This is a genomic window from Streptomyces sp. NBC_01803 (genome assembly GCF_035917415.1).
In the GTDB taxonomy this organism is placed as follows: domain Bacteria; phylum Actinomycetota; class Actinomycetes; order Streptomycetales; family Streptomycetaceae; genus Streptomyces.
Map to the genome: position 1 here is coordinate 4,667,336 of NZ_CP109073.1, position 21,940 is coordinate 4,689,275.

Annotated in this window: 24 protein-coding genes; 12 read left to right on the plus strand and 12 right to left on the minus strand. The window is 72.9% G+C overall.

All coding sequences use genetic code 11. The features are described from left to right. Nucleotides 1-9 precede the first annotated feature (9 nt). Nucleotides 10-867 (minus strand): haloalkane dehalogenase, encoded by an 858-nt coding sequence (locus OIE51_RS21205; RefSeq protein WP_442811980.1) that lies wholly within the window; start codon nucleotides 865-867, stop codon nucleotides 10-12. Nucleotides 868-1,052: 185 nt separating this feature from the next. Here OIE51_RS21205 and OIE51_RS21210 point away from each other — a divergent pair, with 185 nt between their 5' ends. Next, complete coding sequence (locus OIE51_RS21210; protein ID WP_326599324.1) at nucleotides 1,053-1,544, plus strand: MarR family winged helix-turn-helix transcriptional regulator; 492 nt, start codon at nucleotides 1,053-1,055, stop codon at nucleotides 1,542-1,544. A 541-nt stretch (nucleotides 1,545-2,085) separates the two neighbouring features. Here OIE51_RS21210 and OIE51_RS21215 read toward each other — a convergent pair. Together OIE51_RS21215 and OIE51_RS21220 are read right to left on the minus strand one after the other, a co-directional pair. Beyond that, nucleotides 2,086-3,597 (minus strand): protein kinase domain-containing protein, encoded by a 1,512-nt coding sequence (locus OIE51_RS21215; protein WP_326599325.1) that lies wholly within the window; start codon nucleotides 3,595-3,597, stop codon nucleotides 2,086-2,088. Nucleotides 3,598-3,760: 163 nt separating this feature from the next. Further along, nucleotides 3,761-4,099, minus strand: a complete 339-nt coding sequence (locus tag OIE51_RS21220) for a MerR family transcriptional regulator (RefSeq protein ID WP_326599326.1) — start codon at nucleotides 4,097-4,099, stop codon at nucleotides 3,761-3,763. A 698-nt stretch (nucleotides 4,100-4,797) separates the two neighbouring features. Here OIE51_RS21220 and OIE51_RS21225 point away from each other — a divergent pair. The 5 genes from OIE51_RS21225 (at nucleotide 4,798) to OIE51_RS21245 (ending at nucleotide 9,957) form a co-directional block, all read left to right on the plus strand. Then, nucleotides 4,798-5,424 carry a dihydrofolate reductase family protein gene (locus OIE51_RS21225; RefSeq protein WP_326599327.1) on the plus strand — a complete coding sequence of 209 codons (627 nt, stop codon included), beginning with the start codon at nucleotides 4,798-4,800 and terminating at the stop codon, nucleotides 5,422-5,424. Nucleotides 5,425-5,468: 44 nt separating this feature from the next. Beyond that, nucleotides 5,469-5,804, plus strand: coding sequence for a YciI family protein (locus OIE51_RS21230; RefSeq protein ID WP_326599328.1), 336 nt, complete (start codon nucleotides 5,469-5,471; stop codon nucleotides 5,802-5,804). Continuing rightward, nucleotides 5,801-7,087: an RNA polymerase sigma factor gene (locus tag OIE51_RS21235; protein WP_326599329.1), complete on the plus strand. Its 1,287-nt coding sequence runs from the start codon at nucleotides 5,801-5,803 to the stop codon at nucleotides 7,085-7,087. The genes OIE51_RS21230 and OIE51_RS21235 overlap by 4 nt, the downstream gene beginning before the upstream one ends. Nucleotides 7,088-7,195: 108 nt before the next feature. Continuing rightward, nucleotides 7,196-7,951 (plus strand): MBL fold metallo-hydrolase, encoded by a 756-nt coding sequence (locus OIE51_RS21240; protein ID WP_326600729.1) that lies wholly within the window; start codon nucleotides 7,196-7,198, stop codon nucleotides 7,949-7,951. Between the two features lie 1,025 nt (nucleotides 7,952-8,976). After that, complete coding sequence (locus OIE51_RS21245; protein WP_326599330.1) at nucleotides 8,977-9,957, plus strand: esterase/lipase family protein; 981 nt, start codon at nucleotides 8,977-8,979, stop codon at nucleotides 9,955-9,957. A gap of 57 nt (nucleotides 9,958-10,014) precedes the next feature. On the opposite strand, the gene OIE51_RS21250 is transcribed toward OIE51_RS21245, so the two are convergent. From OIE51_RS21250 to OIE51_RS21285, 8 genes are all read right to left on the minus strand, one after another. Beyond that, on the minus strand, nucleotides 10,015-10,749 hold the full coding sequence (locus OIE51_RS21250; protein ID WP_326599331.1) for a DUF2637 domain-containing protein: 735 nt from the start codon (nucleotides 10,747-10,749) through the stop codon (nucleotides 10,015-10,017). A gap of 216 nt (nucleotides 10,750-10,965) precedes the next feature. Then, on the minus strand, nucleotides 10,966-11,307 hold the full coding sequence (locus OIE51_RS21255; protein WP_326599332.1) for a helix-turn-helix domain-containing protein: 342 nt from the start codon (nucleotides 11,305-11,307) through the stop codon (nucleotides 10,966-10,968). A 210-nt stretch (nucleotides 11,308-11,517) separates the two neighbouring features. Then, the gene (locus OIE51_RS21260) at nucleotides 11,518-11,778 is read right to left on the minus strand and encodes an SCO5918 family protein (protein ID WP_326599333.1); all 261 of its coding nucleotides are present in this window, start codon (nucleotides 11,776-11,778) and stop codon (nucleotides 11,518-11,520) included. 100 nt (nucleotides 11,779-11,878) lie between these two features. Next, entirely contained in the window at nucleotides 11,879-13,378 is a 1,500-nt protein-coding gene (locus OIE51_RS21265) for a DEAD/DEAH box helicase (protein ID WP_326599334.1), read from the minus strand. A 312-nt stretch (nucleotides 13,379-13,690) separates the two neighbouring features. After that, nucleotides 13,691-13,894, minus strand: a complete 204-nt coding sequence (locus OIE51_RS21270; RefSeq protein ID WP_037915390.1) for a cold-shock protein — start codon at nucleotides 13,892-13,894, stop codon at nucleotides 13,691-13,693. 362 nt (nucleotides 13,895-14,256) lie between these two features. Then, a complete protein-coding gene (locus tag OIE51_RS21275) occupies nucleotides 14,257-14,610 on the minus strand; it encodes a hypothetical protein (RefSeq protein ID WP_326599335.1) in 354 nt (117 codons plus the stop codon). A gap of 123 nt (nucleotides 14,611-14,733) precedes the next feature. Continuing rightward, nucleotides 14,734-15,651, minus strand: a complete 918-nt coding sequence (locus tag OIE51_RS21280; RefSeq protein WP_326599336.1) for a YihY/virulence factor BrkB family protein — start codon at nucleotides 15,649-15,651, stop codon at nucleotides 14,734-14,736. A gap of 195 nt (nucleotides 15,652-15,846) precedes the next feature. After that, the gene (locus tag OIE51_RS21285) at nucleotides 15,847-16,386 is read right to left on the minus strand and encodes an Asp23/Gls24 family envelope stress response protein (protein WP_326599337.1); all 540 of its coding nucleotides are present in this window, start codon (nucleotides 16,384-16,386) and stop codon (nucleotides 15,847-15,849) included. A 109-nt stretch (nucleotides 16,387-16,495) separates the two neighbouring features. Here OIE51_RS21285 and OIE51_RS21290 point away from each other — a divergent pair, with 109 nt between their 5' ends. The 4 genes from OIE51_RS21290 (at nucleotide 16,496) to OIE51_RS21305 (ending at nucleotide 18,368) form a co-directional block, all read left to right on the plus strand. Continuing rightward, nucleotides 16,496-17,083: an RNA polymerase sigma factor gene (locus OIE51_RS21290; RefSeq protein ID WP_326599338.1), complete on the plus strand. Its 588-nt coding sequence runs from the start codon at nucleotides 16,496-16,498 to the stop codon at nucleotides 17,081-17,083. Next, complete coding sequence (locus tag OIE51_RS21295; protein ID WP_326599339.1) at nucleotides 17,074-17,688, plus strand: hypothetical protein; 615 nt, start codon at nucleotides 17,074-17,076, stop codon at nucleotides 17,686-17,688. Before OIE51_RS21290 ends, OIE51_RS21295 begins: the two co-directional genes overlap by 10 nt. After that, nucleotides 17,685-18,029, plus strand: a complete 345-nt coding sequence (locus OIE51_RS21300; RefSeq protein ID WP_326599340.1) for a hypothetical protein — start codon at nucleotides 17,685-17,687, stop codon at nucleotides 18,027-18,029. Before OIE51_RS21295 ends, OIE51_RS21300 begins: the two co-directional genes overlap by 4 nt. A 69-nt stretch (nucleotides 18,030-18,098) precedes the next feature. Further along, the gene (locus OIE51_RS21305; RefSeq protein WP_326599341.1) at nucleotides 18,099-18,368 is read left to right on the plus strand and encodes a DUF1876 domain-containing protein; all 270 of its coding nucleotides are present in this window, start codon (nucleotides 18,099-18,101) and stop codon (nucleotides 18,366-18,368) included. 27 nt (nucleotides 18,369-18,395) lie between these two features. Here OIE51_RS21305 and OIE51_RS21310 read toward each other — a convergent pair whose 3' ends face one another. Continuing rightward, nucleotides 18,396-19,268 carry a PhzF family phenazine biosynthesis protein gene (locus OIE51_RS21310; protein WP_326599342.1) on the minus strand — a complete coding sequence of 291 codons (873 nt, stop codon included), beginning with the start codon at nucleotides 19,266-19,268 and terminating at the stop codon, nucleotides 18,396-18,398. Between the two features lie 115 nt (nucleotides 19,269-19,383). Here OIE51_RS21310 and OIE51_RS21315 point away from each other — a divergent pair, with 115 nt between their 5' ends. Then, on the plus strand, nucleotides 19,384-20,727 hold the full coding sequence (locus OIE51_RS21315; protein WP_326599343.1) for a multidrug effflux MFS transporter: 1,344 nt from the start codon (nucleotides 19,384-19,386) through the stop codon (nucleotides 20,725-20,727). Between the two features lie 41 nt (nucleotides 20,728-20,768). Then, nucleotides 20,769-21,890 (plus strand): small ribosomal subunit Rsm22 family protein, encoded by a 1,122-nt coding sequence (locus tag OIE51_RS21320; protein ID WP_326600731.1) that lies wholly within the window; start codon nucleotides 20,769-20,771, stop codon nucleotides 21,888-21,890. The last annotated feature ends 50 nt before the right edge of the window (nucleotides 21,891-21,940 follow it).

Below are 21,940 nucleotides of genomic sequence, written 5' to 3' on the forward strand. Positions count from 1 at the left end.
GCGGGAGCCCTAACGCAGCCCGTGCCGGTCCGCCCAGGCGGAGACCGCGGCGGCGATCTCCTCGGGGCGGTCCTCCGGAGCGTGGTGCCCGGCCGGGCCGCAGGAGACGGATTCGAGCGCGGCGATGTGCGTCTCGCACCACTCGGCCATCTCCTTGCCGATGAGCAGGGTGGGCGAGCCGTCGAAGGTCATCAGCAGCTTGGGCACGTCCGGGCTGGTCGCGAGCCAGGCGTCGTACGCCTCGATGCGGGTGACCAGCTCGGCCGGCTCGCCGCCGAGCGGCAGTTGGCGCGCCCACGCGAGGATGGGGCGCCGGCTGTCGCGGGTCGGGTAGGGAGCCAGGTAGGGAGCCAGGTCCTCGTCGCTCACCGGGGTCAGGACGCCGCCGGTGAAGGCGGAGCGGAGGAAGAGGTTCTGATCGAGCACTATCTCCTCGCCGCGTCCGGGGGCGCGGATCAGTTCCGAACGCTCGCGGGCCGGCGCTGACAGGTCCTCCCAGGCCATCGGCTTGACGATGGCCTCCAGGAACGCGACGCCGCGCACCCGGCCGGGATGCCGGGCCGCCCAGTCGAACGCGAGCGCGCCACCCCAGTCGTGGCCGACCAGGACGACGCGGTCCAGGCCGAGGGCGTCGAACCAGGCATCGAGATAACGGGCGTGGTCGGCGAAGCGGTACGGGATGTCAGGCTTGCCGGACCGGCCCATCCCGATGAGGTCGGGTGCGAGCAGCCGCCCGGGGCCGAGGCGGGGAAGGACGTGGCGCCACAGGTGCGAGGAGCCCGGGTTGCCGTGGAGCAGCACGAAGGCCGTTCCGCTTCCCGTCTCCTCGTAGTGGATGGTCGAGTCGAGCACGTCGATGGTCGGCACGGTGCTGTCCTTACGTTGCTGGTGGGCTGATGTCTCGGCCGGCCGTCGCCGTCGCCGACCGCGTCATGGCTGCTCCTGACGTGACGGTTTCGAATCGTCACCCGAACGTTTATGTCGCTAACGTTAGTGGCACTACCGGAAGGTATATCGTTAGGGCTACTAACGCAAGCGGTAGGATCGCGGCCATGAGTGCCATGGACGACCGGGGGGAGGGCTCGGCGGTCCCCGCCCGGCTGCGGAGTCTGCCGAGCCGGCTGCTGTCGCACGCCGCGATGCACGCCGAGCGGCTGGTGAACGAGGGGCTGGCCGGCGCGGACGCCCGCAAATGGCACTACGCCGTGCTGGTCGCGCTCCAGGAGTCGGGCCCGGCGAGCCAGGCCACGCTGAGCCGCCGCACCGACATCTACCGCAGCGACCTGGTCGCCGTCATCAACGAACTGGCCGACCGAGGCCACGTCGAACGCGCCCTCGATCCCGCCGACCGCCGCCGCAACGTCATCACGGTCACCGAGCGGGGCCGGCGCCACCTGCGCCGGCTCGACGCCCTCCTGGCCACCGTCCAGGACGAGTTGCTCGCGCCCCTGACCCCGCCCGAACGCGACGAGCTCACCCGCCTCCTGACGCGCCTCATGGAGCACCACGCGAAGACAGCGCCCCGCCCGATGGCCGGGGACTGAGACGATCGCCCGCGGCTTCATCGCGGCCCAGCCGTCCTTCTGGCCGAACGCCGGGCCCGGGAACGAGACGGGAGCGCGCGGCCCGTCCAGCGCCCGTCCGCCCATGGGGACGACGGTGCCGCGCCCGCCGCCGACGTCAGTCCAGGCGCTCCGGCGCTCCGGGCATCCAGCGCTCCAGCGATCCGGGCGATCCGGCAACGCCGGGTCCCGCGGAGGACGAGATGCCCCCTCGGTGCGCTGCACACCGTGGCGTGGCGAGGGGGCGGCACGCCGATCGCCACGCTCGCGATGACGACGGCCCGGGCGGTGCCCCGGAGTGCGCCGGCGGGCAGGGGATGATCCGCGAGCGCTTCCCTCGCCCGGAGGAGCGACGTGCCGGCAGCCGACCACCGCGCCACGGCGGTTCACCGGCTGTGACGTTCGGCTCGGGCGGGCCTCTCCTCACGGCAGCGGGCAGCGGGACCGGTCGTCGTTCCGGGTGGTCTCTCGCCGGTCCCGTCGTCCTCGGCGGAGTCCCGCTGACGCGGGCCCCACCGGGCCGTCAGCTCTTCAGGATCCGGCCCATGCCGTCGGTGCGGCTGTCGCTGACCAGGAAGACGATTCCGTCGATGAGCGCCCAGAGGCCCCAGCCGCCGCAGGTGAACAACTGGATGAGGCCGATGCCCACATGGCCGGTGTAGAAGCGGCCGACACCGAAGACGCCGAGGAAGATCTGGAGCAGGCCCGCGACGACCTTGGACTTGTTGGAGAGCGGCCGGCCCAGCGCGTCATAGCCGTACGGCGAGTACGGCACGTACGCGGCGGCCACCGGGTAGGCGACCGGTGGGTAGGCGACGACCGGCTGGGGGTACATCGCCCCCGGCTGGGGCCATGGCGCGGTCACGTGCGGCGGCGGGGTGTTGTACCCCGGGGCCGGCGTCGGAGTCGCGTACGGCGCGGGGGCGTTGTACCCGGGAGCCGGGGCCGGGGCCGGGGCCGGAGTCGCGTACGGCGCCGGGAGGTGGCCCGGGGCCGGAGTCGCCTGCGGGGGTGGGGTCGGCTGGTGCGGTGGGGCGAAGCCGGGGGAGGAAGTCATCGTCGGCATGTTGTGCGGGATCGACATCTCCGCGTGGCTCCCCTGCTGCGGGGACGGGCCGCCCGGAGCCGCGGCGGGGCCGCCCACGGCGAGGAGCCGGGCCGCCTCCTTGCCCAGCTCGGCGGTCAGCGCCGGCGGCAGCCAGACCCCCTCGGCGCCGTCCGGGTCCTGGTGCCGCGCGGCCTCCTCGATGATCTCCCCGGGGGTGGGCCGACCGGCCGCGTCCTTGTCCAGGCAGCGCTCGATCAGATCACGCATCGGCCCGGCGAGGCCACCCAGCTCGGGCGCCTCGGCGAGGACGCGGTGCATCAGGGTGTGGGCGGCGGACTCGCTGGTGCCGAACGGTCCGTTGCCGGTGAGGGCGTAGGCCAGCACGGCACCGAGACCGAAGATGTCGCTCGCCTCGGTGAGACGCTCGCCCCGGATCTGCTCGGGCGCCATGTACCCGGGCGACCCGACCGCCACGCCCGTGCGCGTCGCGACACCGCCGTCGGCCGCGCGGGCGATGCCGAAGTCGATGACGCGCGGGCCGTCCAGCGTGATCAGCACGTTCGACGGCTTCAAGTCACGGTGTGTCACCCCCGCGCCGTGGATGACGGCCAGCGCCCGGGCCAGCCCCTCGGCCAGCCGCCACACGGAGAACTCCGGGAGCGGTCCGTGGAGCTCGTCCACGACCCGGGTCAGCGAAGGCCCCGGCACGAACCCGGTGGCCAGCCATGGCATGTCCGCCTCGGTGTCGGAGTCGAGCACCGGCATCGTCCACTCACCGGACACCCGCTGCGCGGCGGCGACCTCCAGCCGGAAGCGGCGCCGGAACTCGGGCTCGTGCGCCAGATGCGGATGGATCAGCTTCACCGCCACCGTCCGCCCGTCCGGCGTCCGGCCCAGATAGACCTGTCCCATGCCCCCGGCGCCGAGGCGCCCCAGCAACCGGTACCCGCCCAGCTCACGCGGATCGGTGGACCCCAGAGGCTTCACGCCCCGCCCCCATTTCCCCCTCGCGCCCCCTCGGGATGCCGGTCCTCGGCCGGGACGCTCGTCACCCGCATTCTCCACCCTGCGGCCCGTCCCCGGAACACTTTCTCACTCAACACCCGCGAAAACGGCGGACAGTGACCCCTCGGGGGCCCCGATCGCCGGGTCAGGAGCCGGTCCTGGAACGGGTCTCGGAGGCGGAGTCGCGCAGCTTCTCGTTGATGCGCTGGGCCTCTTCGAGCTGGTCCTCAAGGATGACGATGCGGCAGGCCGCCTCGATCGGGGTGCCCTGGTCGACGAGCTCGCGGGCGCGGGCGGCGACGCGCAGCTGGTAGCGGGAGTAGCGGCGGTGGCCGCCCTCGGAACGAAGGGGGGTGATCAGGCGGGCCTCGCCGATAGCCCGCAGGAAGGCGGGGGTCGTGCCGAGTATCTCGGCGGCTCGTCCCATGGTGTAGGCGGGGTAGTCGTCGTCATCGATACGGCCGAGCGGATTGTCCGCGGTCATCTGCACCTCTGTGTCGGGGCGTACTGGGGAATGCGTCGAGGGGCCCTGGTGCCGTACGGCACCAGGGCCCCGAGGATGTGCAACACCATCTGCCGGCTTACTGCTCTGCCGGCCTTCTGCTTCCGCGCCGCCGACTGGGGGATGTCGGCGAGCGCGGGGATCGCGGCTGCGTGACCGTGGGACCACCTTCCGTTCCGGGGCCTGCGGTACCCGGGCCGGCAACGCTCTGGCCCGGGCGATCCTGATGGCGGCTGCTTCCTCTCCTTTCCTTCCGATCAACTTGCCACTGCCTGTACTGCGGATACTGCCTGTACTGCGTACTGCTCGCGGTCCCTGTGGGCCGCGTCGGCACGGCGGCCAGCGAGGGGACCCTGACCACTTCCGGCCCCGCCACTCCACTGCCATGCCCTGACCTGCTGGTCCTGCTGCGCGGCGGTTCGTCTCCGTCGCGCCTGGCTCGATCTCTTGGCTACGAGAGAGACACTAACCCCTCCAGGAGCGCATGTCTACTTCAGCTGCGACAGATTTTCCGGGAGGGTGACCATGGATTTCCGGCGCTGACATGTACCGGATAGCTGCATCCTGCGGCTGGGCCCACGACGCGCGACCGTCGGGTGTCGATTTCCGCCGGTCCCGTTCGCCGTAGGGGTGAGGGCGTCACCGGTGACGCCCGGTGGCACGGAGAGCGAAGGAAAGACATGCGGAAACTGATGGTGACCACGTTCGTGTCCCTGGACGGCGTGATGCAGGCGCCGGGCGGCGCCGACGAGGACCGGGACGGCGGGTTCGAGCACGGCGGCTGGGCCGTCCCGCACATCGACCGGCACGTGATCGAGCTGATGGCGGCGCTGGTCGGCCGGGCCGACGCGCTGCTGCTCGGGCGCAAGACCTACGACGTCTTCGCCGCCACCTGGCCGCTCGCCCCGGCCGACGACCCGATCGGGGCGAAGCTGAACAGCGTGCCCAAGTACGTCGCGTCGCGGACGCCCCGGACGCTGTCGTGGAACAACGCGACGCCGCTCTCCGGCGACGTCGCCGAGGCGGTCGGCGAGCTCAAGCGGGGCGCGGGCGGCGAGATCCAGGTCCATGGCAGTGGCGAGCTGATCCAGACACTGATCGCGCACGACCTCGTCGACGAGTTCCACCTGCTGGTCTTCCCGGTGCTCATCGGCTCCGGCAAGCGGCTCTTCGGGGAGGGAACGGTCCCGGCCGCCCTCAGGCTGATCGACACCAGGGCGACGGAGACCGGACTCGTCATCGCCACATACGCCCGGGACGGCGAGGTCGAGTACGGTGCGATGGGCCCGGAGACCGGCAACTGGTGAGTGAGCGAAGCGACCGGACCGGACAGGACAGGACAGGACATGCCATGCCGCAGTACGCGATCCTGATCTACGAGAAGGAGACCCCCGGCGGGGTGGCCGACATCCCGCCCGAGGTCATGGAGGCCAACCTGCGCGCCGGGGAGCGGATCGCCGCGATGGGCGCGCGGGTCGTCCACGAACAGGCGCTGGAGCCCAGCGCGGCCACCCGGACGGTCCACAAGAACGGCCAGGTCACCGACGGCCCATTCATCGAGAGCAAGGAAGTGATCGCCGGGTTCTTCGTGGTGGAGACCGAGGACCTCGAAACAGCGGTCGCCATCGGCAAGCTGCTCCCGATCATGGACGGCGCCGTGGAGGTGCGGCCCTTGCTCGCGCCGTGACCCCGGTGCCGGACGCGGTCACCGACGCGGTGGCCGGCGCGCACCGTCGTGAGTGGGCCACGGTGCTCGCCGCGACGGTGCGCGTCACCCGCGATCTCGACCTGGCCGAGGAGTGCGTCCAGGACGCCTACGCCGCCGCGCTCGACGCCTGGACGCGCGGCGGCGTGCCGGCCAGGCCGGGAGCCTGGCTGACCACCGCGGCCCGGCACAACGCCCTGGACGCCCTCCGCCGGGCCGGGACGCTGCGGTCGAAGCTGCACCTGCTGGTGGAGCCCGCCACGGCCGACCTGGGGCTCCCGGCCGATCCACAACTCCCGGCCGACCTGGGGCTCCCGGCCGACCCGGGGGTGCGCGACGACCGGCTGCGGCTGGTCTTCCTGTGCTGTCACCCGGTGCTGGCCACCGAGGCGCGGGTCGCGCTCACCCTGCGGTTGGTCTGCGGCGTGCGGACGCCGGACATCGCCGCGGCGTTCCTGGTCTCGGAGCCGACCATGGCCGCCCGGATCACCCGGGCGAAGAAACGGATCGCGGCGGCGCGGATCGCCTTCCGCGTGCCCGGTCGGGAGGAGCTGCCGGACCGGTTGGGCGCGGTCCTCACCACGATTCACCTGCTCTTCACCACCGGCCACACCGCGCCCGCCGGGCCCACGCTGACCAGGGACGACCTCGCCGGGCGCGCGCTCGACCTGGCGCGCGTGCTGCATGACCTGATGCCGGGGGAGCGGGAGGTCCGGGGCCTGCTCGCGCTGCTCCTGGCCCACCACGCCCGCCGCGCCACCCGTACCGGCGCGGGCGGGCGGCTGCTGCCGCTGGAGGAGCAGGACCGTTCGGCGTGGGACCGGGGGGCCATCGCCGAGGCGCACGACCTGGTCGTCGGCGCGCTCCGCGGCGGCGCGCCCGGCCGGTTCGCCCTGCAGGCCGCCATCGCGGCACTGCACGCGACCGCGCCGGCCTACGCCGCCACGGACTGGCCGCAGATCCTGGTGCTCTACGACGAGTTGCTGAGGGTGTGGCCGTCGCCGGTGGTCGTGCTCAACCGGGCGGTGGCGGTCGCGATGGCCGACGGTCCGGCGACGGCGCTGGCCGAGGTCGAGGCGCTCGAACGTGACGCGCGCCTCGCCGGCTACCGCTATCTGCCGGCGGTCAAGGCCGACCTGTTGCGCCGGCTGGGCCGGGCGGCCGATGCCGCCGTGGCGTACGAGCGGGCCATCGTGCTGGCGGACAACGCCGCCGAACGGGCCTTCCTCGCCGCCCGTCTCGCCGGGATCCGCGACGGCCGGTAGGCGCGGCGCGTCCGACGTGCCGGGGGCCGTTTCCTCGACACGGGGCGGGCGTTGCTGATGGACTTCGGTGCTGATGAACTCGGTGTCAGCGAAAGGCGGTTCACGATGGTGTCCCCCACCGTCACCCAGGTCGGCGACGGCACATATCTCGTCGGCGGAACGGACGTCAACTGGACCGTCCTGACCGACGGCGACGCCGTGACGCTGATCGACGCGGGCTACCCCGGCGACGAGCGCCTGGTCCTGGAGTCGCTGCGCTCCCTCGGCTTCCGGCCCGAGCAGATAGCCGCCGTGCTGATCACGCACGCTCATATCGATCACGTCGGGTCGCTCCCCGGGCTGCTGCGGCGCGCCACGTTTCCCGTCCACACGTCGGAGCGCGAGGCGCGGCACGCGCGGCGCGAGTACCTGGAGCAGGCCACCGCCCTGGACCTCGTCAAACGGATCTGGCGGCCCGGGCATCTCCGCTGGAGCCTCGCCATCACGCGGGCCGGCGCCGCGCGGCACGTCCGGGTGCCCGAGGCGCGGCCGTTCCCCGGCGGCGGGCCGCTCGACCTCCCGGGCCGTCCGGTGCCGATCGTCACGCCCGGCCACACGTCGGGCCACACCTGCTACCACCTGCCGGAGAGCGGCGCCATCGTCACCGGCGACGCCCTCATCACCGGCCACCCGACCTCCCGGGTGACCGGGCCGCACCTGGTGGCACCCTTCTTCAGCCACGACCCGGCCGGTACCCTCGCGGCCCTGGACCTCCTGGAGCCCGTCGCGGCCGATCTGATCCTCCCCGGCCACGGCCCGGCACACCGCGGTCCGATCAAGGAGGCCGTCGCCCTGGCGCGCGAGCGGGCCACCCCCGCGCGGTAGCGGACCGCCCACCGGGGAATCCGGGAGCCATGGCGTACTGGATGCGCGCCGCCCCCGCCCGCCGCCCACTGCCCGGTCCTCGACCTCTTCACCCATCCCACCCCGGTCACCACTGACCTCCGCGTCGACACCATCCCCGGACGGTGAAACCGGTCCGTGGAACGGGCCGTGGAACGGGCCGTGGCGGGCCGAGGCGACCCGCCGTTGACCGATCTCGCCGCCCGCCAGGGGAACGGACCCGTACGTGGCGGCCGGTGACACGGTCGTCGCGCCGGCTCCCCACCAGCCGCACTCGCCGGAGGAGACGTCGTGGTCGGAGTTGGCCGTGACGCGCACGCCGGTGTTGTCGCTCCACGAGCCGGGGCCCCGCATGTCCCACGTGAACAGGTAGTCGGTCGCGCGGCCGTCGTCGTGGGTCGGGTAGGGGTACGGGAATCGCGCGTCCCGGGGGCCGTTGGCCTCGCGGCCCACGCGGTATACCGAGTCCGGTTCGCGCACGGCGGGAAGAGCGTTGAGGTCGCCGGCGACGATCACCGAGCCATACCCGGGGTGGCACCCCGCCGGGGGTCCAGGGGGCTCCTGATCAGTGATACGAACTCCTCTGTGCCTCTCGGTCGACGGCGCTGTCCACACTCCCATGGGTGCCGGCACCGGTGCCGTGAAACGCCCCCGGAGGCGGGAGCGTTGTCCGGCACCGGCACCGCCGGGGATTCCCGCGCACATCTCTTGTCAGGGAGCGGCCCGGGTCCTACCTTCGAGTAACAGAAATCCGAAACGCATGAGTTTCTGCATTGCTTCGACGATGAGGCGGCTTCCATGAGGTGCTCGCATTCCCCCTGCCCAGGGCCACCCGAACCCGGGACCAGCACCCGCCGCCACGTCGAGCCGTAACGGAGCCGCCCGCCCGCTCCGGCCCTCACCGCCGCTCACCCCCGCGCCGCGCACGCCACCCCACTCCCGCGCGCGGGCACCGCGTGTCCGGCCATGCCGCCCGCCGCGCCCGCCCCCTCCCGGAGGACATCCCCATGAGAACAGCTTCCGCACGCGGCCGACGGCGTCGCGCCACGCGCCGCTGGTTCGCCGGCGTCGGCACGGCACTGGCCCTGACGGTGACCGCCCTCACCACTGTGCCCTTGGCCCAGGCCGAGGAGGCGGACACCCAGCGGTACGCCGTCGGCGGCCTCGGCGAGGGCGTGCGCAACTTCTTCCTCAGCCCCGGAGCCGTCGAGGGCGCCAACGACTGGGATTGCGAGCCCACCGAGGAACACCCCAACCCCGTCGTGCTGGTGCACGCCACCGGGGTGAGCCTCGGCTCCAACTGGGCGAGGATAGCGCCGACCCTGGCCAACGAGGGGCACTGCGTCTTCGCCTTCGACTACGGCATGGGTCTCTTCTCGCTCTTCGGCCGGGTCGGCGGCCTGACCGGCGTCACCGGGTCCGCCGGGACGATGGACGCCTTCGTCGACCGCGTGCTCGCCGCCACCGGGGCCGAGGAGGTCGACCTCGTCGGCCACTCCCAGGGAGGCATGATGCCGCACTACTACATCAAGCGGCTCGGCGGCGCGGAGAAGGTCGACAGGTTCGTCGCCATCGCGCCGAGCAACCACGGCACGTCCCTCAACGGCCTGGTCACCCTCGGTGAGGCGTTCGGCCTGCTCGGCCTCTTCAACGGTCTCTTCGACGTCCTCGGCATGCAGGGCCTCAAGGACCAGGAGACGGGCTCGGACTTCCAGGAGGCGCTCTTCGCCGACGGGGACACCGTGCCGGGCGTGCGCTACACCGTGATCACGACGAGGAACGACAGTGTCGTCACGCCCTACACCAACTCCTTCCTCGACGGCGACAACGTCACCAACGTCCTGATCCAGGACCAGTGCCCCGACAGCCCGGTCGGGCACGTGGGCATGGCCTTCGACGGTCCCACGACGGAGAACGTCGTCAACGCCCTCGGCGCGGCCGACCCCGACTTCCAGCCCGTGTGCGACGACTACGGGCTCTCCTTCTGACGCCGCCGCCACGGGAGCCCGGCACGCGCCGGACTCCCGTGGCGGGCCGTGGCGGGGTCAGCGCCCGGGGTGCGCCTGGGCGCTGGGATGGGCGCTGGGATGGGTGCCGGGATGGGCGTGCCGGGGCGGGCTGACCAGGGTCATCTGGCGGACGATCTGCTGGAAGGCCGCGAGGGCGGAGATGGGCGGGATGCCCGCTACGGCGACGCCCGTCACGGTCATCGGCGCCTGGGCGACGCAGAGCACGACGGCGAACCCCGAGAAAAGCATCACCACCGTCCAGGAGTGCTTGGTGCGCCTGTGGTGCAGGGCGGCGCGCAGGATGGACAGGGAGGCGACCAGCCACGGGCCGTAGATGAGCAGCGGCCAGCAGGACGTCAGGGTGGGGGAGGGGCCGGAGGCCGCCGCGTCCCGCAGCGGGGCGTAGGAGACGAGTCCGCCCAGGACGCTGAGCATCGCGACCAGCGCGGTGGCGAGGGCCGCCAGCAGCAGATTGCTCCAGCGCAGATACCTCAGCCGGGACCACTCGGCGCGGTGCTCGGCGCGGTGTTCCGCACGGCGCTCGGGCGCCGGATGCCGCCGGCGGCGGTGCCGGGGGACGGCGTTCTCCTGGGAGCCCCTGGGGGCCGGGATGTTCACGACCCTGGTCTCGGTGAGCGGAATCCGCAGGCGCGACACCCCGTCCCAGTCGTGGGCCAGCTCTCCGTCCAGGGCGTCCTGGGGATCGGGCCAGGTCAGGAGATGCGTCTCATCCGCCGCCGTCCAGGGGCATGCGCGGGGGTCATGTGTCACGTGTGGGTGTCCCCTTTCCGCTCATGACGCGGCTCCTGCGCGGAGCGTGGCGAAGTCATACGTCGCCAACGACAGGTTTGGGGCGGGGATATGGCTTTTTGCGACCAATCCCCCTTTCGTGGGTTTCATGATCCCGGCGCCCGGGCAGCGGCGGCGGGGGCTCCGCCCGGTGGACGAGCCCCCGCGCGGACCGGCCGCGCCGCTCCGGCCGTCGCCTCAGGACTGGGGGCCGGCGGCGGGGCGGCGCAGCTCCTCGTTGATGCGCTGGGCTTCCTGGAGCTGGTCCTCAAGGATGATGATCCGGCAGGCCGCCTCGATGGGGGTGCCCTGGTCGACGAGCTCGCGGGCGCGGGCGGCGATGCGCAGCTGGTACCGGGAATAGCGCCGGTGCCCGCCTTCCGAGCGCGGCGGCGTGATCAGCCGGGCCTCGCCGAGGGCGCGCAGGAAGGCGGGCGTGGTGCCGAGCATCTCGGCGGCGCGGCCCATGGTGTAGGCGGGGTAATCGTCGTCGTCGAGACGGTGCGGAGCGCTGGAGCCGCCGCTGTCTTTCGCTGTCATTCCACCTCGCTGCGGAGCGCGTCGCCCAGGGGAGACGGCGCCGTCGGCCGGCCCGTCACCGGGGCCGGCCGCATGGGGGCGGCACCTCTCCGCCGCGCCCGCGCACTGTCCTGGCCACGAGGGAAATCTATTCCAGCGAGTGATCGATGTCTACTTCGGCCATGGCAGATTTATCCGGAGCCCTCGGGCGGGCTCCGGCGGGGTGCCGTCTCAGAGATCCTGCGGGTGAGTGGGCGCGGGGGTGGGACGGCAGGTGAACCCCAGGCGGTTCAGGGCCCTGATGACCTCGCCGGTGCTGAAGTCGCGCCGGTCCTGTCCCGTGATGATCTGGCCGACCTGCTTCACCGGGTACGCCTTGCGACCGATGATCACGGAAGCGTCAGTGATGGCTTCGGGCTTGACGCCCTTCATCGATTGCTCGACCTCGCTCTTGACGAGGTCGAAGGGGAAGCGGGCGATGATGCAACGCATAGTGCCTCAACAGGGTTGGCGGGACCGGGGCGGCCCGGGCTGGTGAGTGGGGATGTGGTGCGGAGGCCGGATCGCGCCTGTGCGATCCGGCCGTGGAGCGTCAGGAAGCCGATCCGGGGGAGGACGACCGCTGGGAGGTGCCCCGTCCGGTGCGGGACGGAGCCGAGGTGGTCCGGCCGCGCGGCGGCCGGTGGGAAGAGGAGGAGCCGCGCTTGGCGTGCCCGGCGGGAGGTGCGCCGATGATGACGGGTATTCCCGACGGGGTCCGGGCACCGGTGATGCGGCTCAGCTCGGACTCGCCGGGGCGCACCTGGGCGGTTCGCGGGGTGATCCCGGCGACGGCCATCAGGCGGTTCACCTCCCGTCGCTGGTCGGGCAGCACCAGCGTGACGACGCTACCCGCTTCGCCCGCACGGGCGGTGCGGCCACCCCGGTGCAGATAGTCCTTGTGGTCGTTCGGCGGATCGACGTTGACGACGAGGTCGAGGTCGTCCACGTGGATGCCCCGGGCCGCGACGTTGGTGGCCACCAGAACGGTGACATGGCCGGTCTTGAACCAGGCGAGGGTGCGGGTCCGCTGGGACTGCGATTTGCCGCCGTGCAGCGCGGCGGCGCGCACACCGCTCTGCAGGAGATGCCTGGTCAGCCGGTCGACGGCGTGCTTGGTCGACAGGAACATGATCACCCGGCCGTCACGGGAGGCGATCTCCGTGACGGTGGCGCTCTTGTCGGGCGCCTGCACATGCAGCACGTGGTGCTCCATCAGGGTGACCGCGCCGGCGGACGGGTCGACCGAATGCACCACCGGGTCATTGAGGTACCGGCGGACCAGGCGGTCGACGTTGCGGTCGAGCGTCGCCGAGAACAGCATCCGCTGACCGTCGGGACGGACCTGGTCGAGCAGGGCGGTCACCTGGGGCATGAAGCCCATGTCGGCCATCTGGTCGGCCTCGTCGAGCACGGTGATGGCGACCTGGTCGAGGCGGCAGTCACCCCGCGCGGTGAGGTCGCGCAGCCGCCCGGGAGTGGCGATGACGACCTCCGCGCCGTCGCGCAGCGCGCTGCTCTGGCGCCGGATCGGCATGCCGCCCACCACGGCGGTCAGCCGCAGCCGCAGCGCCCTGGCGTAGGGGGTCAGCGCGTCGGTGACCTGCTGGGCCAGCTCCCGGGTGGGGACCAGGACCAGCGCCAGCGGCTGACGGGACTCGGCGCGCCGGCCCGCCGTACGGGCCAGCAGGGCGAGGCCGAAGGCGAGCGTCTTGCCCGAGCCGGTGCGGCCCCGGCCCATGACGTCCCGGCCGGCCAGCGAGTTCGGCAGGGTGGCGGCCTGGATCGGGAAGGGAGCGGACAGGCCCTCGGCGGTGAGCGCCGCCAGCAGGGGCGCGGGCATCTCCAGATCGGCGAACGTGCCGACGGCGGGGAGCGCCGGGGAGATGGTGACGGGGAGCGCGAATTCTCCCTGGAGGGTCGTGGCGCGGCGCTGGTGGCCACCGCCACCGCCACCGTTGCGGCCGGGGGCGCCCTGCGGGCGGTGCGCGCCCCGGCCCGATCCCGAGCCGGTGCGCGGGGAGCGATTGTTCGTGCGAACTGTGCGGTTCATGGCGAACCTTTCTCGATACGGCGCGTGTCGAGAAATCTCCGCAGGCTGAGAGCCGCATGAAGAATCGCAAGAAACGGGCCGGGGAAAAGACGAAGCGACGCAGGGAAGAAAGGTTCTTCTCAGTGCGTCGCCAAGGGGGCATGCGCCGAAATGGGCAATGAAGCCAGGACGGGCGATGGAAAGGGCCCCCGGGAAATTCGGAATGGCTTGGTCGTGTCCCTGCTCTGAGGCGGTCCGGCGGTGGGAAGAGCGGTGAGAACGCAGCGAGCTGGGGCCGCACACAAGGTGCGAGCCCCAGCTACCTGGTCCGCGTCAGGCGGGGACGATGTTCTCCGCCTGCGGGCCCTTCTGGCCCTGCGTGACGTCGAAGCTCACCTTCTGGCCTTCCTGGAGCTCACGGAAGCCCTGGGTGGCGATGTTCGAGTAGTGGGCGAACACGTCAGCGCCGCCACCATCCTGCTCGATGAAGCCGAAGCCCTTTTCCGCGTTGAACCACTTCACGGTGCCAGTAGCCATGTCATATCTCCTTCGGGGCAGTGCCCAGGACTCACACTGTGTGAATCCTGCGTCGCCGCGATGATTGCCCCACCCGGAAAGCACCGGAACACAAAAGTGATCTCGCCGGTACTGGTAACCGGCGAGCTCACTTGAAGCCTTGGGAACCACAACTGCAACTGAGATTCACAGTAGCACGGGTCGGTGGCCTCGTGCACGGGCGGCATCCCGGTCGGGGCCGGCGAGATCTGAGACCCCCGTCACTGCGGTGTGATTTCTCCATTCGCGGCTTCAGATATTCGCTGGTGTCGCCTTCACACCTCGGACGTGAGGTGCGGAAATTCCGGCGTGGCGCGGAATTCGCCACCCCGGCGGCGGAGCCGTCAGCCGACCGTGCCGCCGCCGGCCGCGATCAGGCCCAGCAGCTCGTCGGCCGCGCGCTCGACGTCCTCGGGGCGGCCGGGGCGCACCAGGTGGCCGGCCTTGTCGCCCCACTTCGGCGAGAGGGTGTACCGGGTGCCGTTGACCTTCACCGCGAGGGTCTTGCCGCCGGTGAAGCGGACCCTGGCCGCTCGCACGCGGCTCATCGGGGCGCTTTCGATCACGCGGCCCCGGGAGCCGAGGAGCTCCAGGACACCGTCCTCGACGACCACGTAGCCGTGCTGGGCGAGCGGCCGTATCCCCTTGCCGATCTGCACCTGGTCGAAGATGTGCTCGGGTTCTTCGTCGACGGTCATGCCGTCCTCCGTATCTTCCGCGATGCGGAATAGTCCGAGTACCCGTGAACGGCCCGTGAAACCCGAACTCACCGAATGAAGAGGGGCATCTGACGGCATGCCAGGCAGCGCCACCGCCGTCGGCTACCCGGGCCGGCGGCCGGACGTCAGCGGGGTCGGCTCGGGGGGCGGTCCGGCGTGCTCCGGGGTGGCCCGGGCCTCCGCCGCCCGCTCGCTCTCCTCGTCCCGGCAGGTCCCGGCCAGCTTCGTCAGCTCGGCGTTGAACTGGGCTCCGGTCAGCAGCGTCAGGTTGGACACCCACAGCCACACCAGGAAGACGACGATCCCCGCCAGCGATCCGTACAGCCGGTTGTAGGTGCTGACGTGCGAGGCGTACAGGGCGAATCCCACCGACGCCGCCAGCCACAGCAGCACCGCCAGCGCGCCGCCCAGGATGCCCCGGTATGGGGGGCGGGCGCCGGACGGGCCCGTTCTGAACAGCATCAGCACCAGGCCGGTGACCAGCACCAGCAGCAGCGGCCACTTCAGCACGTTCCACGCGGTCGTGCCCGCCTCGCCCGTGCCGAGCATGCGGCCTATGACGCGGACCGCGCCCGCCGTCAGGACGAGCACCGTCGCGCTGGCGACCAGCAGCGCCAGCAGGCCCAGCGCGGTGAGCAGCGTGCGCGGCATCGCCCGCCAGGGCGTCCTGCGGTCCACGACCCCGTGCATGCCGTGCAGCACCCGCCGGAAGACGCTCAGGTAGTTGTACGCGGACAGCAGCGCGCTGACCGTGCCGATGACCGCCAGCAGCCAGGCCGCCGAGCGCTGGTCGGCCAAGTCCACCAGCGCGGTGCGCACTTCGAATCGGGAGTCGGCCGGCACCAGCGCGGTGAGCTGGCCGATCAGCTCGGGAGCGGCCGACGGATGGGCCAGGCTCGCCAGCGACAGCGCGACCAGCACGGTCGGGAACACGGCGAGCACGGAGTAGTACGTCAGGGCCGCCGCCCAGTGGTCGATGTCGTCCCGCCACAGCGACACCGGGGTCCGGCGCAGTGCCACCCCCCAGTGTCGAGGAGGCAGTCGCTCACTCATCGCCGGTTCACCCGATCCCGGCCACCACGAAGAGATGCACGGTCCAGACCGCGAGCACCGCGACTATCACCCCCACCGCCGGGGAAGTCCGCTGCGTCCAGTGCCGCTTGCCGTGTTCGCGCATGATCTCCTCCTTTCCTCGCCTACAGGTCCCGGACGCCGTCACTGCACGCGGGGTTCGCCCTCCGCCAGGTCCTCGTCGGGCAGCCGGACATCGACGATCGAGATGTTGACCTCCACGACCTCCAGGCCGGTCATCCGCTCCACGGCGGCGATCACGTTCTCCCGGACGTCCCTGGCGACGTCCATGATCGGCACGCCGTACTCGACCATCACATCCAGGTCGACGGCCGTCTGCCGCTGGCCGACCTCGACCTTCACGCCCCGGCTCACACTCGGTCGGCCGCCCGGCACCCGGTCGCGGACCGCGCCGAGCGTACGGGACAGTGTGCCGCCGAGCGCGTACACCCCCGGCACCTCGCGTGCCGCCAGACCGGCGATCTTCTCCACCACGCCGCCCGCGATCGACGTCCGGCCGCGCGTCGCGGCGGGCTCCTGCGCTCCGGCCGTGCCCTCGCTCACGGTGGTGCCGCCACCGCTCGGGACGCTCGGCGCCGGCACGGCGGCGGGCGCGGGAACGGGAACGGCGATGGCCGTCTCGGTGACCTCGTCCGTGCTGTGGGAGGCTGTCCGCGTAGCCATGGCATGTTCCTTTCGGTCGCGTTCGGGCCGTGGCCCGACGTTTTGACTCTGACACCCTGTTGGACACCGCGCGGCGCGATTCGTCACGCTCGTTTACCCAACTTTTTCCATGGATCGACGAAGAAGGAGCCGGTGCGTGGCCGACGAGGCGGCGTCCGAGGCGTCCGACGCCCTGCTCGCGGTCCGGGCCGGGGAGGGGGACGAGGGCGCCTTCGAGGTCCTGGTCCGCCGGCACGGTCCCGGACTGCTGCGGCTGGCCGCCCACTTGCTCGGCGACCGGGCCGACGTGGAGGACGCCGTGCAAGAGGCGTTCGTGAGCGCTTGGCGGCGGCTGCCGGAGTTCCGGGGCGAGGCGGCGTTCGGCAGCTGGATGTTCCGCATCGTGACCAACCGCTGCCTCAACCAGCTCCGCTCCCGGCCCGGCGCGGCGCCCCTGGACACGGTGTCCGAACCCGCCGCGCCCGAGCATCTGACGTCGCCCGCGCGTACGGTCGAATCGACGGCCGCGGTCCGCGCGCTGCGCACGGCGCTGGCGGGGCTGTCCCCGGAGCAACGCGCCTGCTGGGTGCTGCGGGAGTTCCACGGGCTGTCGTACGAGGACATCGCGCGGGCGGTCGGGATCAGTCGGCAGGCCGTCCGTGGCCGGATCTTCCGGGCCAGACGCTACCTGACGGAGGCGATGGAAGCATGGCGCTGAACGAGCCGTCCGACGAGCCCGTCGACGGGGAACCGCTGCCCTGCGGACGGTCGTTGATGGAGGTCTGGGAGCTCTGGGACGAGGGCCTGGCGGGCGCCGACCCGCACATCCGCTCCTGTCCGCACTGTTCGGCCGCGCTGGAGGAGCTGCGCCTGCTCGGCGACGTGGTCCAGCAGACCCGGACCGCCGAGCCCGCCGAGCCGGAGACGCACGCGGTGACCGCGCGGGTGATGGACATCGTGCGGCTGGAGCTGCGGCCCGGACGCACGCTGCCGCTGGGCGAGCCGGACGAGGACACCTGGGTCGTGGAGGCGGCGGCGGCCCGGGTGTGCCGCGCCGCCGCCGAGTCGGTGCCCGGCGTGCGGGCCGGGAGCTGTCGCGTCGCGCCGCCGGCGGAGGGCGCCCGCCGCGGTCCGGTGCGGGTGCGGCTGGAGGTCGTGGTGGACCTGTCCTGGACGGTGCCCGGACTGGCCGACGCGGTGCGCGGCCGGGTCGCGGCGGCGGCCTGGGAGGACATCGGGCTGGAGGTGGGCGCCATCGACATCGTGGTGGTGGACATGATCGACGCGGCCGACGAGCCGCACCCGCGAAGGAGGCTCCGGTGAGCGGCGGCGGACGGGCGGAGCCGGCGCTCACGGTGCGGCGGGCCGCCGCCGCGGCGGCCCGCGGGGTGCCGGGCGTCGCGTTCCTGCGGCCCGGGATAGCGGACCTGCTGCGCGGCGCGGCGGGCCGGGGCGCCCGGGACGTGGCGGGCGTCCAGGCCCGCCGGGCGGGCGGCGTGCCCGGCGGCTGGGAGGTCACGGTCGAGCTGGCGACGCTGCGCGGCCACCGGGCGCTCGACGTCACGCGCGCGGTGCGGGACGCGGTGACCGAGGCGGTCGCCGGGGCCGTGGGCGACGCGGGCTGCCGGGTCCGGGTGACCGTGACGGTGACCGCGCTGGCCTGACGCTGATGTGCGCGCTCCGTCCGGCCGGGTCAGGATGGACGGAGTGGAGCGAAGGAAGCGAGGCGCACCATGGAGACCGAGACCTGGAACGTCCGGATGTCCATCGACTCGGACGGCCGGCTGACGCGGGCGGAGGCGCGGCTGACCGGCAAGCCGGACACCGTGCTGGTCGGCGAGGGCACCGCCCGCGCCAATCCGGACGACGAGAACGTCCCCGACATCGGCCGCGAACTCGCCGTGGCCCGGGCCCTGTCCGAGCTGTCCCACCAGCTGGCGCACCTCACGGTCCAGGACATCGAGTCCCGCACCCACCAGCCGGTGACGCACCTGCGCACGTAGGGCTCCCGACCGGAGGCCCGGGGCGCGTCAGGCCGGGATCGGGGCCGCTGTTCCCGAGACGTGGACGCGGGGGTCGCCGGGGACGAGGGTCACGGTGAGCAGGCTGGGGCGGCCCAGGTCGTGGCCCTGGTGGAGAGTGAGCGTCGCCGCGTCCGGGACGTGGCCGCCGGCCCGCAGGTAGCCGCCGAGGGCCGCCGCCGCGGCGCCCGTCGCCGGGTCCTCGACCACCCCGCCCACCGGGAACGGATCGCGGACGTGGAAGACGGCCGGCGCCTCCCGCCACACCAGCTGCACGGTGGTCAGGTCCAGGCGCCGCATCAGCGCCGCCAGCCGCTCGACGTCGTAGTCCAGCTCGGCCAGCCGCTCCCGCGTCGCCGCCGCGACGACCAGGTGCCGGGCGCCCGCGAAGGCGATCGCGGGCGGCAGCGCCGGGTCCAGGCCGGCCGACGGCCAGTCCAGGGCGGCCAGCGCCTCGGCCAGATCGTCCGCCGTCACCGGCTCCTGATACGGCTCGACGCTGGAGAGCGTGGCGCGCGGCACGCCGTTCTCCTCCGTCACGGTCACCGGCACCTCGCCGGCCCGGGTCGCGAACAGCAGCTCGCCCGGCCCCGACCGCCGGGCCAGCGCCACCGCCGCCGCCACCGTCGCGTGGCCGCAGAACGGCACCTCGGCCAGCGGGCTGAAGTACCGCGCGGTGAACGACCCGGCCGCCGCCCCCGGGAAGAGGAACACCGTCTCCGAGTAGCCCACCTCGGCGGCGATCGCCAGCATCGCGGCGTCGTCCAGTCCGGTCGCGTCCAGCACGACCCCGGCCGGGTTGCCGCCCGCCGGGCGGTCGGGGAACGCCGTGTCGGGGAACGCCGTGTACCTGAGCACGTCCACAGAGGTTCCGGAAGTCATGTCCCCCGCAACCACGCACCGGTGGGTGGCTATTCCGCCGGGCGGCGCGGGCTGGGAGCGGCACCGGCATTCATGGGATGATCGGGTGGTTCCGACCGAGACACCGGAGAGGTGCATGACTCAGCCCGGCCAACCCCCCGAGGCCGCCCAGGACTCCCCCGACAGACCGTCCGCCCCGTCGATACCCCGCCCCCGCCCATCAGCCGAGGCGGCCACCGACCGGCCCGTTGCCCTCTCCCGTGGGCACCGGGCCGGTCTGCTGCTCATCCTCATCCTCGGCGGGCTGTCCGCCGTCCCCCCGCTGTCCATAGACATGTATCTGCCCGCCCTCCCCGAGGTCGGCGACTCCCTGGGCACCGGCGCCTCCACCATCCAGCTCACGCTCACCACGTGCCTGCTCGGCCTCGGTCTCGGCCAGCTCGTCATCGGCCCGATGAGCGACCAACTCGGCCGCCGCCTCCCGCTGATGGCCGGCCTGAGCTGCTACACGCTCGCGTCCGTCGCCTGCGCGTTCGCGCCCGACGCCGAGACGCTGATCGCGTTCCGGCTCGTCCAGGGGCTGGTCGGCTCGGCCGGTGTGGTGATCGCCCGGGCCGTCGTCCGCGACCTGTTCGAGGGCGTGGCCATGGCTCGGTTCTTCTCCACCCTGATGCTCATCTCCGGCACCGCGCCGATCCTCGCGCCCGTCATCGGCGGCCAGCTGATGCGCGTCACCGACTGGCGCGGCATCTTCCTGGTGCTCGCCGTGGCCGGTGTCCTCCTCGTCCTCGCCGTGGCCCGCTGGCTGCCCGAGACGCTGCCGCCGGAGCGCCGCAACGCGGGCGGCGTCCGGCCCGCGCTGCGCACCATGGCCGGCCTCTTCCGGGACCGGGTCTTCACCGGTCATCTCCTCGTCGGCAGCCTGACGTTCGCCGCGCTCTTCGCGTACGTCTCCGCGTCGCCGTTCGTCGTCCAGGAGATTCACGGCGCCTCGCCGCAGACGTTCAGCCTCCTCTTCATGGTCAACGCCATCGGGCTGGTGGCGATGAGCCAGATCAACGGCAAGATCCTCGTCGGCCGCCTCCCCGCCGCCCGGATCATGGCGGTGGGCCTGGCGTCGCTGATCCTGGCCGCCACCGCGCTGCTGCTGATGACCGGCGGCGTCTTCGGCGAGGCCGGGTTGCTGCCGGTCTCGGCGGGGCTGTTCGTGCTGATGGCGTCGATGCCGCTGGTGCTGCCGAACGCCAACTCCGAGGGGCTGGACCGCACTCCGCACGCCGCCGGGTCGGCCTCGGCGCTGCTGGGCGCCTCGGCGTTCTTCGTCGGCGCCGTCGCCTCGCCGCTCGTCGGGATCGCCGGGGAGGACACGGCCGTGCCGATGGCCGTCGTCCAGCTCACCGTCGTGGTGCTGGCGGCTGTGTGCTTCGTCACGCTCTGCCGTCCGAGGCGCTCGTCGCGCCGCCCTATCCTGGCGCGGTGACCAGCGTTTCCGCCGCCGGCTCCTCCTCGGCCCGGCCCCCGATCCCCCCGATCCCCGCGTCCGAGCAGCTGCGCGTCGCGCTCGACCGGCTGCTCGACGGACTGCCGCCGCGCCGGGCGGCCTCGGCCGTCGAGCGGCTGATGGCGGGCTACCGGGGGCGCACCCCGGCCGGTGCCCCGGTGCTGCGCGACCGCGCCGACGCCGTGGCGTACGCCGCCTACCGGATGCCCGCCACCTTCGGCGCGGTCTCCGCCGCGCTCCGCGAGCTCGCCGGCCGGCTGCCCGGCTGGGAGCCCGGCGGCCACCTCGACGTGGGCGGCGGGACCGGCGCGGCGATCTGGGCGGCGGCGGGCGTCTGGCCGGCGGCGGACCGCGAGACGGTCGTCCTCGACCGGGCCGGACCCGCGCTCGACCTCGGCCGCGAGCTGGCCGGGCTGGCGGCCGACGGCCCGCTGCGGACGGCCGAATGGCGCCTGGAGAGCATCGGCGCCACGCCGCCCGCGATCCCGGCGCTTCCCCTGACGGATCTGGTCACCGTCTCCTACGTCCTCGGCGAGCTGCCCGAGGCCGTCCGCGACGCCGTGGTCGACGCGGTGGCGCGGGCCGGCGCGGCGGTGGTCCTGGTCGAACCGGGCACCCCCGACGGCTATCTGCGGATCCGGGCGGCCCGGGACCGGCTCATCGCCGCTGGGCTGCGCGTCCTGGCGCCCTGCCCGCACGACGGCGAGTGCCCCATCACGGTCGGCTCCGACTGGTGCCACTTCGCGGCCCGCGTCAGCAGGTCGGCCCTGCACCGGCGGGTGAAAGGCGGCGTACTGCCGTACGAGGACGAGAAGTTCAGCTATGTGGCGGCCGTCCGCCCGGGCGCGGAGGCGGCACCGGAGCCGGCCGCCGCGCGGATCGTGCGCCGACCGCTGCTGCGCAAGGGGCAGGTGCTGCTCGAGCTGTGCGCACGGGACGACGGGCTGCGCCGCGCGACCGTCTCCAAGCGCCAGGGCCCGGGCTACCGGGCGGCGCGCGACGCCGGGTGGGGTGAGCCGTGGCCGCCCCAGGACTCCCCACCGTCCCCGGCGGCTCCCGTTTCTCCCGTTTCTCCGGATTACCCATCGGAGCCTGTCACAGGGCAGGATGTGCGCCACACCCGTGGCAGGACCGTGGAGTAACGGAATAAATGGCCTGGGTCACGGTGCTCCTGGGCTTACCGGGACGGAAG

Bases quoted from the DNA above. Each gene is read 5' to 3' on its own strand.
- OIE51_RS21265 (WP_326599334.1), bottom strand. From the start codon at position 13,378: ATGAACCGCACAGTTCGCACGAACAATCGCTCCCCGCGCACCGGCTCG.
- OIE51_RS21245 (WP_326599330.1), top strand. From the start codon at position 8,977: ATGAGAACAGCTTCCGCACGCGGCCGACGGCGTCGCGCCACGCGCCGC.
- OIE51_RS21285 (WP_326599337.1), bottom strand. From the start codon at position 16,386: ATGGCTACGCGGACAGCCTCCCACAGCACGGACGAGGTCACCGAGACG.
- OIE51_RS21315 (WP_326599343.1), top strand. From the start codon at position 19,384: ATGACTCAGCCCGGCCAACCCCCCGAGGCCGCCCAGGACTCCCCCGAC.
- OIE51_RS21260 (WP_326599333.1), bottom strand. From the start codon at position 11,778: ATGCGTTGCATCATCGCCCGCTTCCCCTTCGACCTCGTCAAGAGCGAG.
- OIE51_RS21220 (WP_326599326.1), bottom strand. From the start codon at position 4,099: ATGACCGCGGACAATCCGCTCGGCCGTATCGATGACGACGACTACCCC.
- OIE51_RS21305 (WP_326599341.1), top strand. From the start codon at position 18,099: ATGGAGACCGAGACCTGGAACGTCCGGATGTCCATCGACTCGGACGGC.
- OIE51_RS21295 (WP_326599339.1), top strand. From the start codon at position 17,074: ATGGCGCTGAACGAGCCGTCCGACGAGCCCGTCGACGGGGAACCGCTG.
- OIE51_RS21210 (WP_326599324.1), top strand. From the start codon at position 1,053: ATGAGTGCCATGGACGACCGGGGGGAGGGCTCGGCGGTCCCCGCCCGG.
- OIE51_RS21255 (WP_326599332.1), bottom strand. From the start codon at position 11,307: ATGACAGCGAAAGACAGCGGCGGCTCCAGCGCTCCGCACCGTCTCGAC.
- OIE51_RS21290 (WP_326599338.1), top strand. From the start codon at position 16,496: ATGGATCGACGAAGAAGGAGCCGGTGCGTGGCCGACGAGGCGGCGTCC.
- OIE51_RS21225 (WP_326599327.1), top strand. From the start codon at position 4,798: ATGCGGAAACTGATGGTGACCACGTTCGTGTCCCTGGACGGCGTGATG.
- OIE51_RS21275 (WP_326599335.1), bottom strand. From the start codon at position 14,610: ATGACCGTCGACGAAGAACCCGAGCACATCTTCGACCAGGTGCAGATC.
- OIE51_RS21270 (WP_037915390.1), bottom strand. From the start codon at position 13,894: ATGGCTACTGGCACCGTGAAGTGGTTCAACGCGGAAAAGGGCTTCGGC.
- OIE51_RS21230 (WP_326599328.1), top strand. From the start codon at position 5,469: ATGCCGCAGTACGCGATCCTGATCTACGAGAAGGAGACCCCCGGCGGG.
- OIE51_RS21310 (WP_326599342.1), bottom strand. From the start codon at position 19,268: ATGACTTCCGGAACCTCTGTGGACGTGCTCAGGTACACGGCGTTCCCC.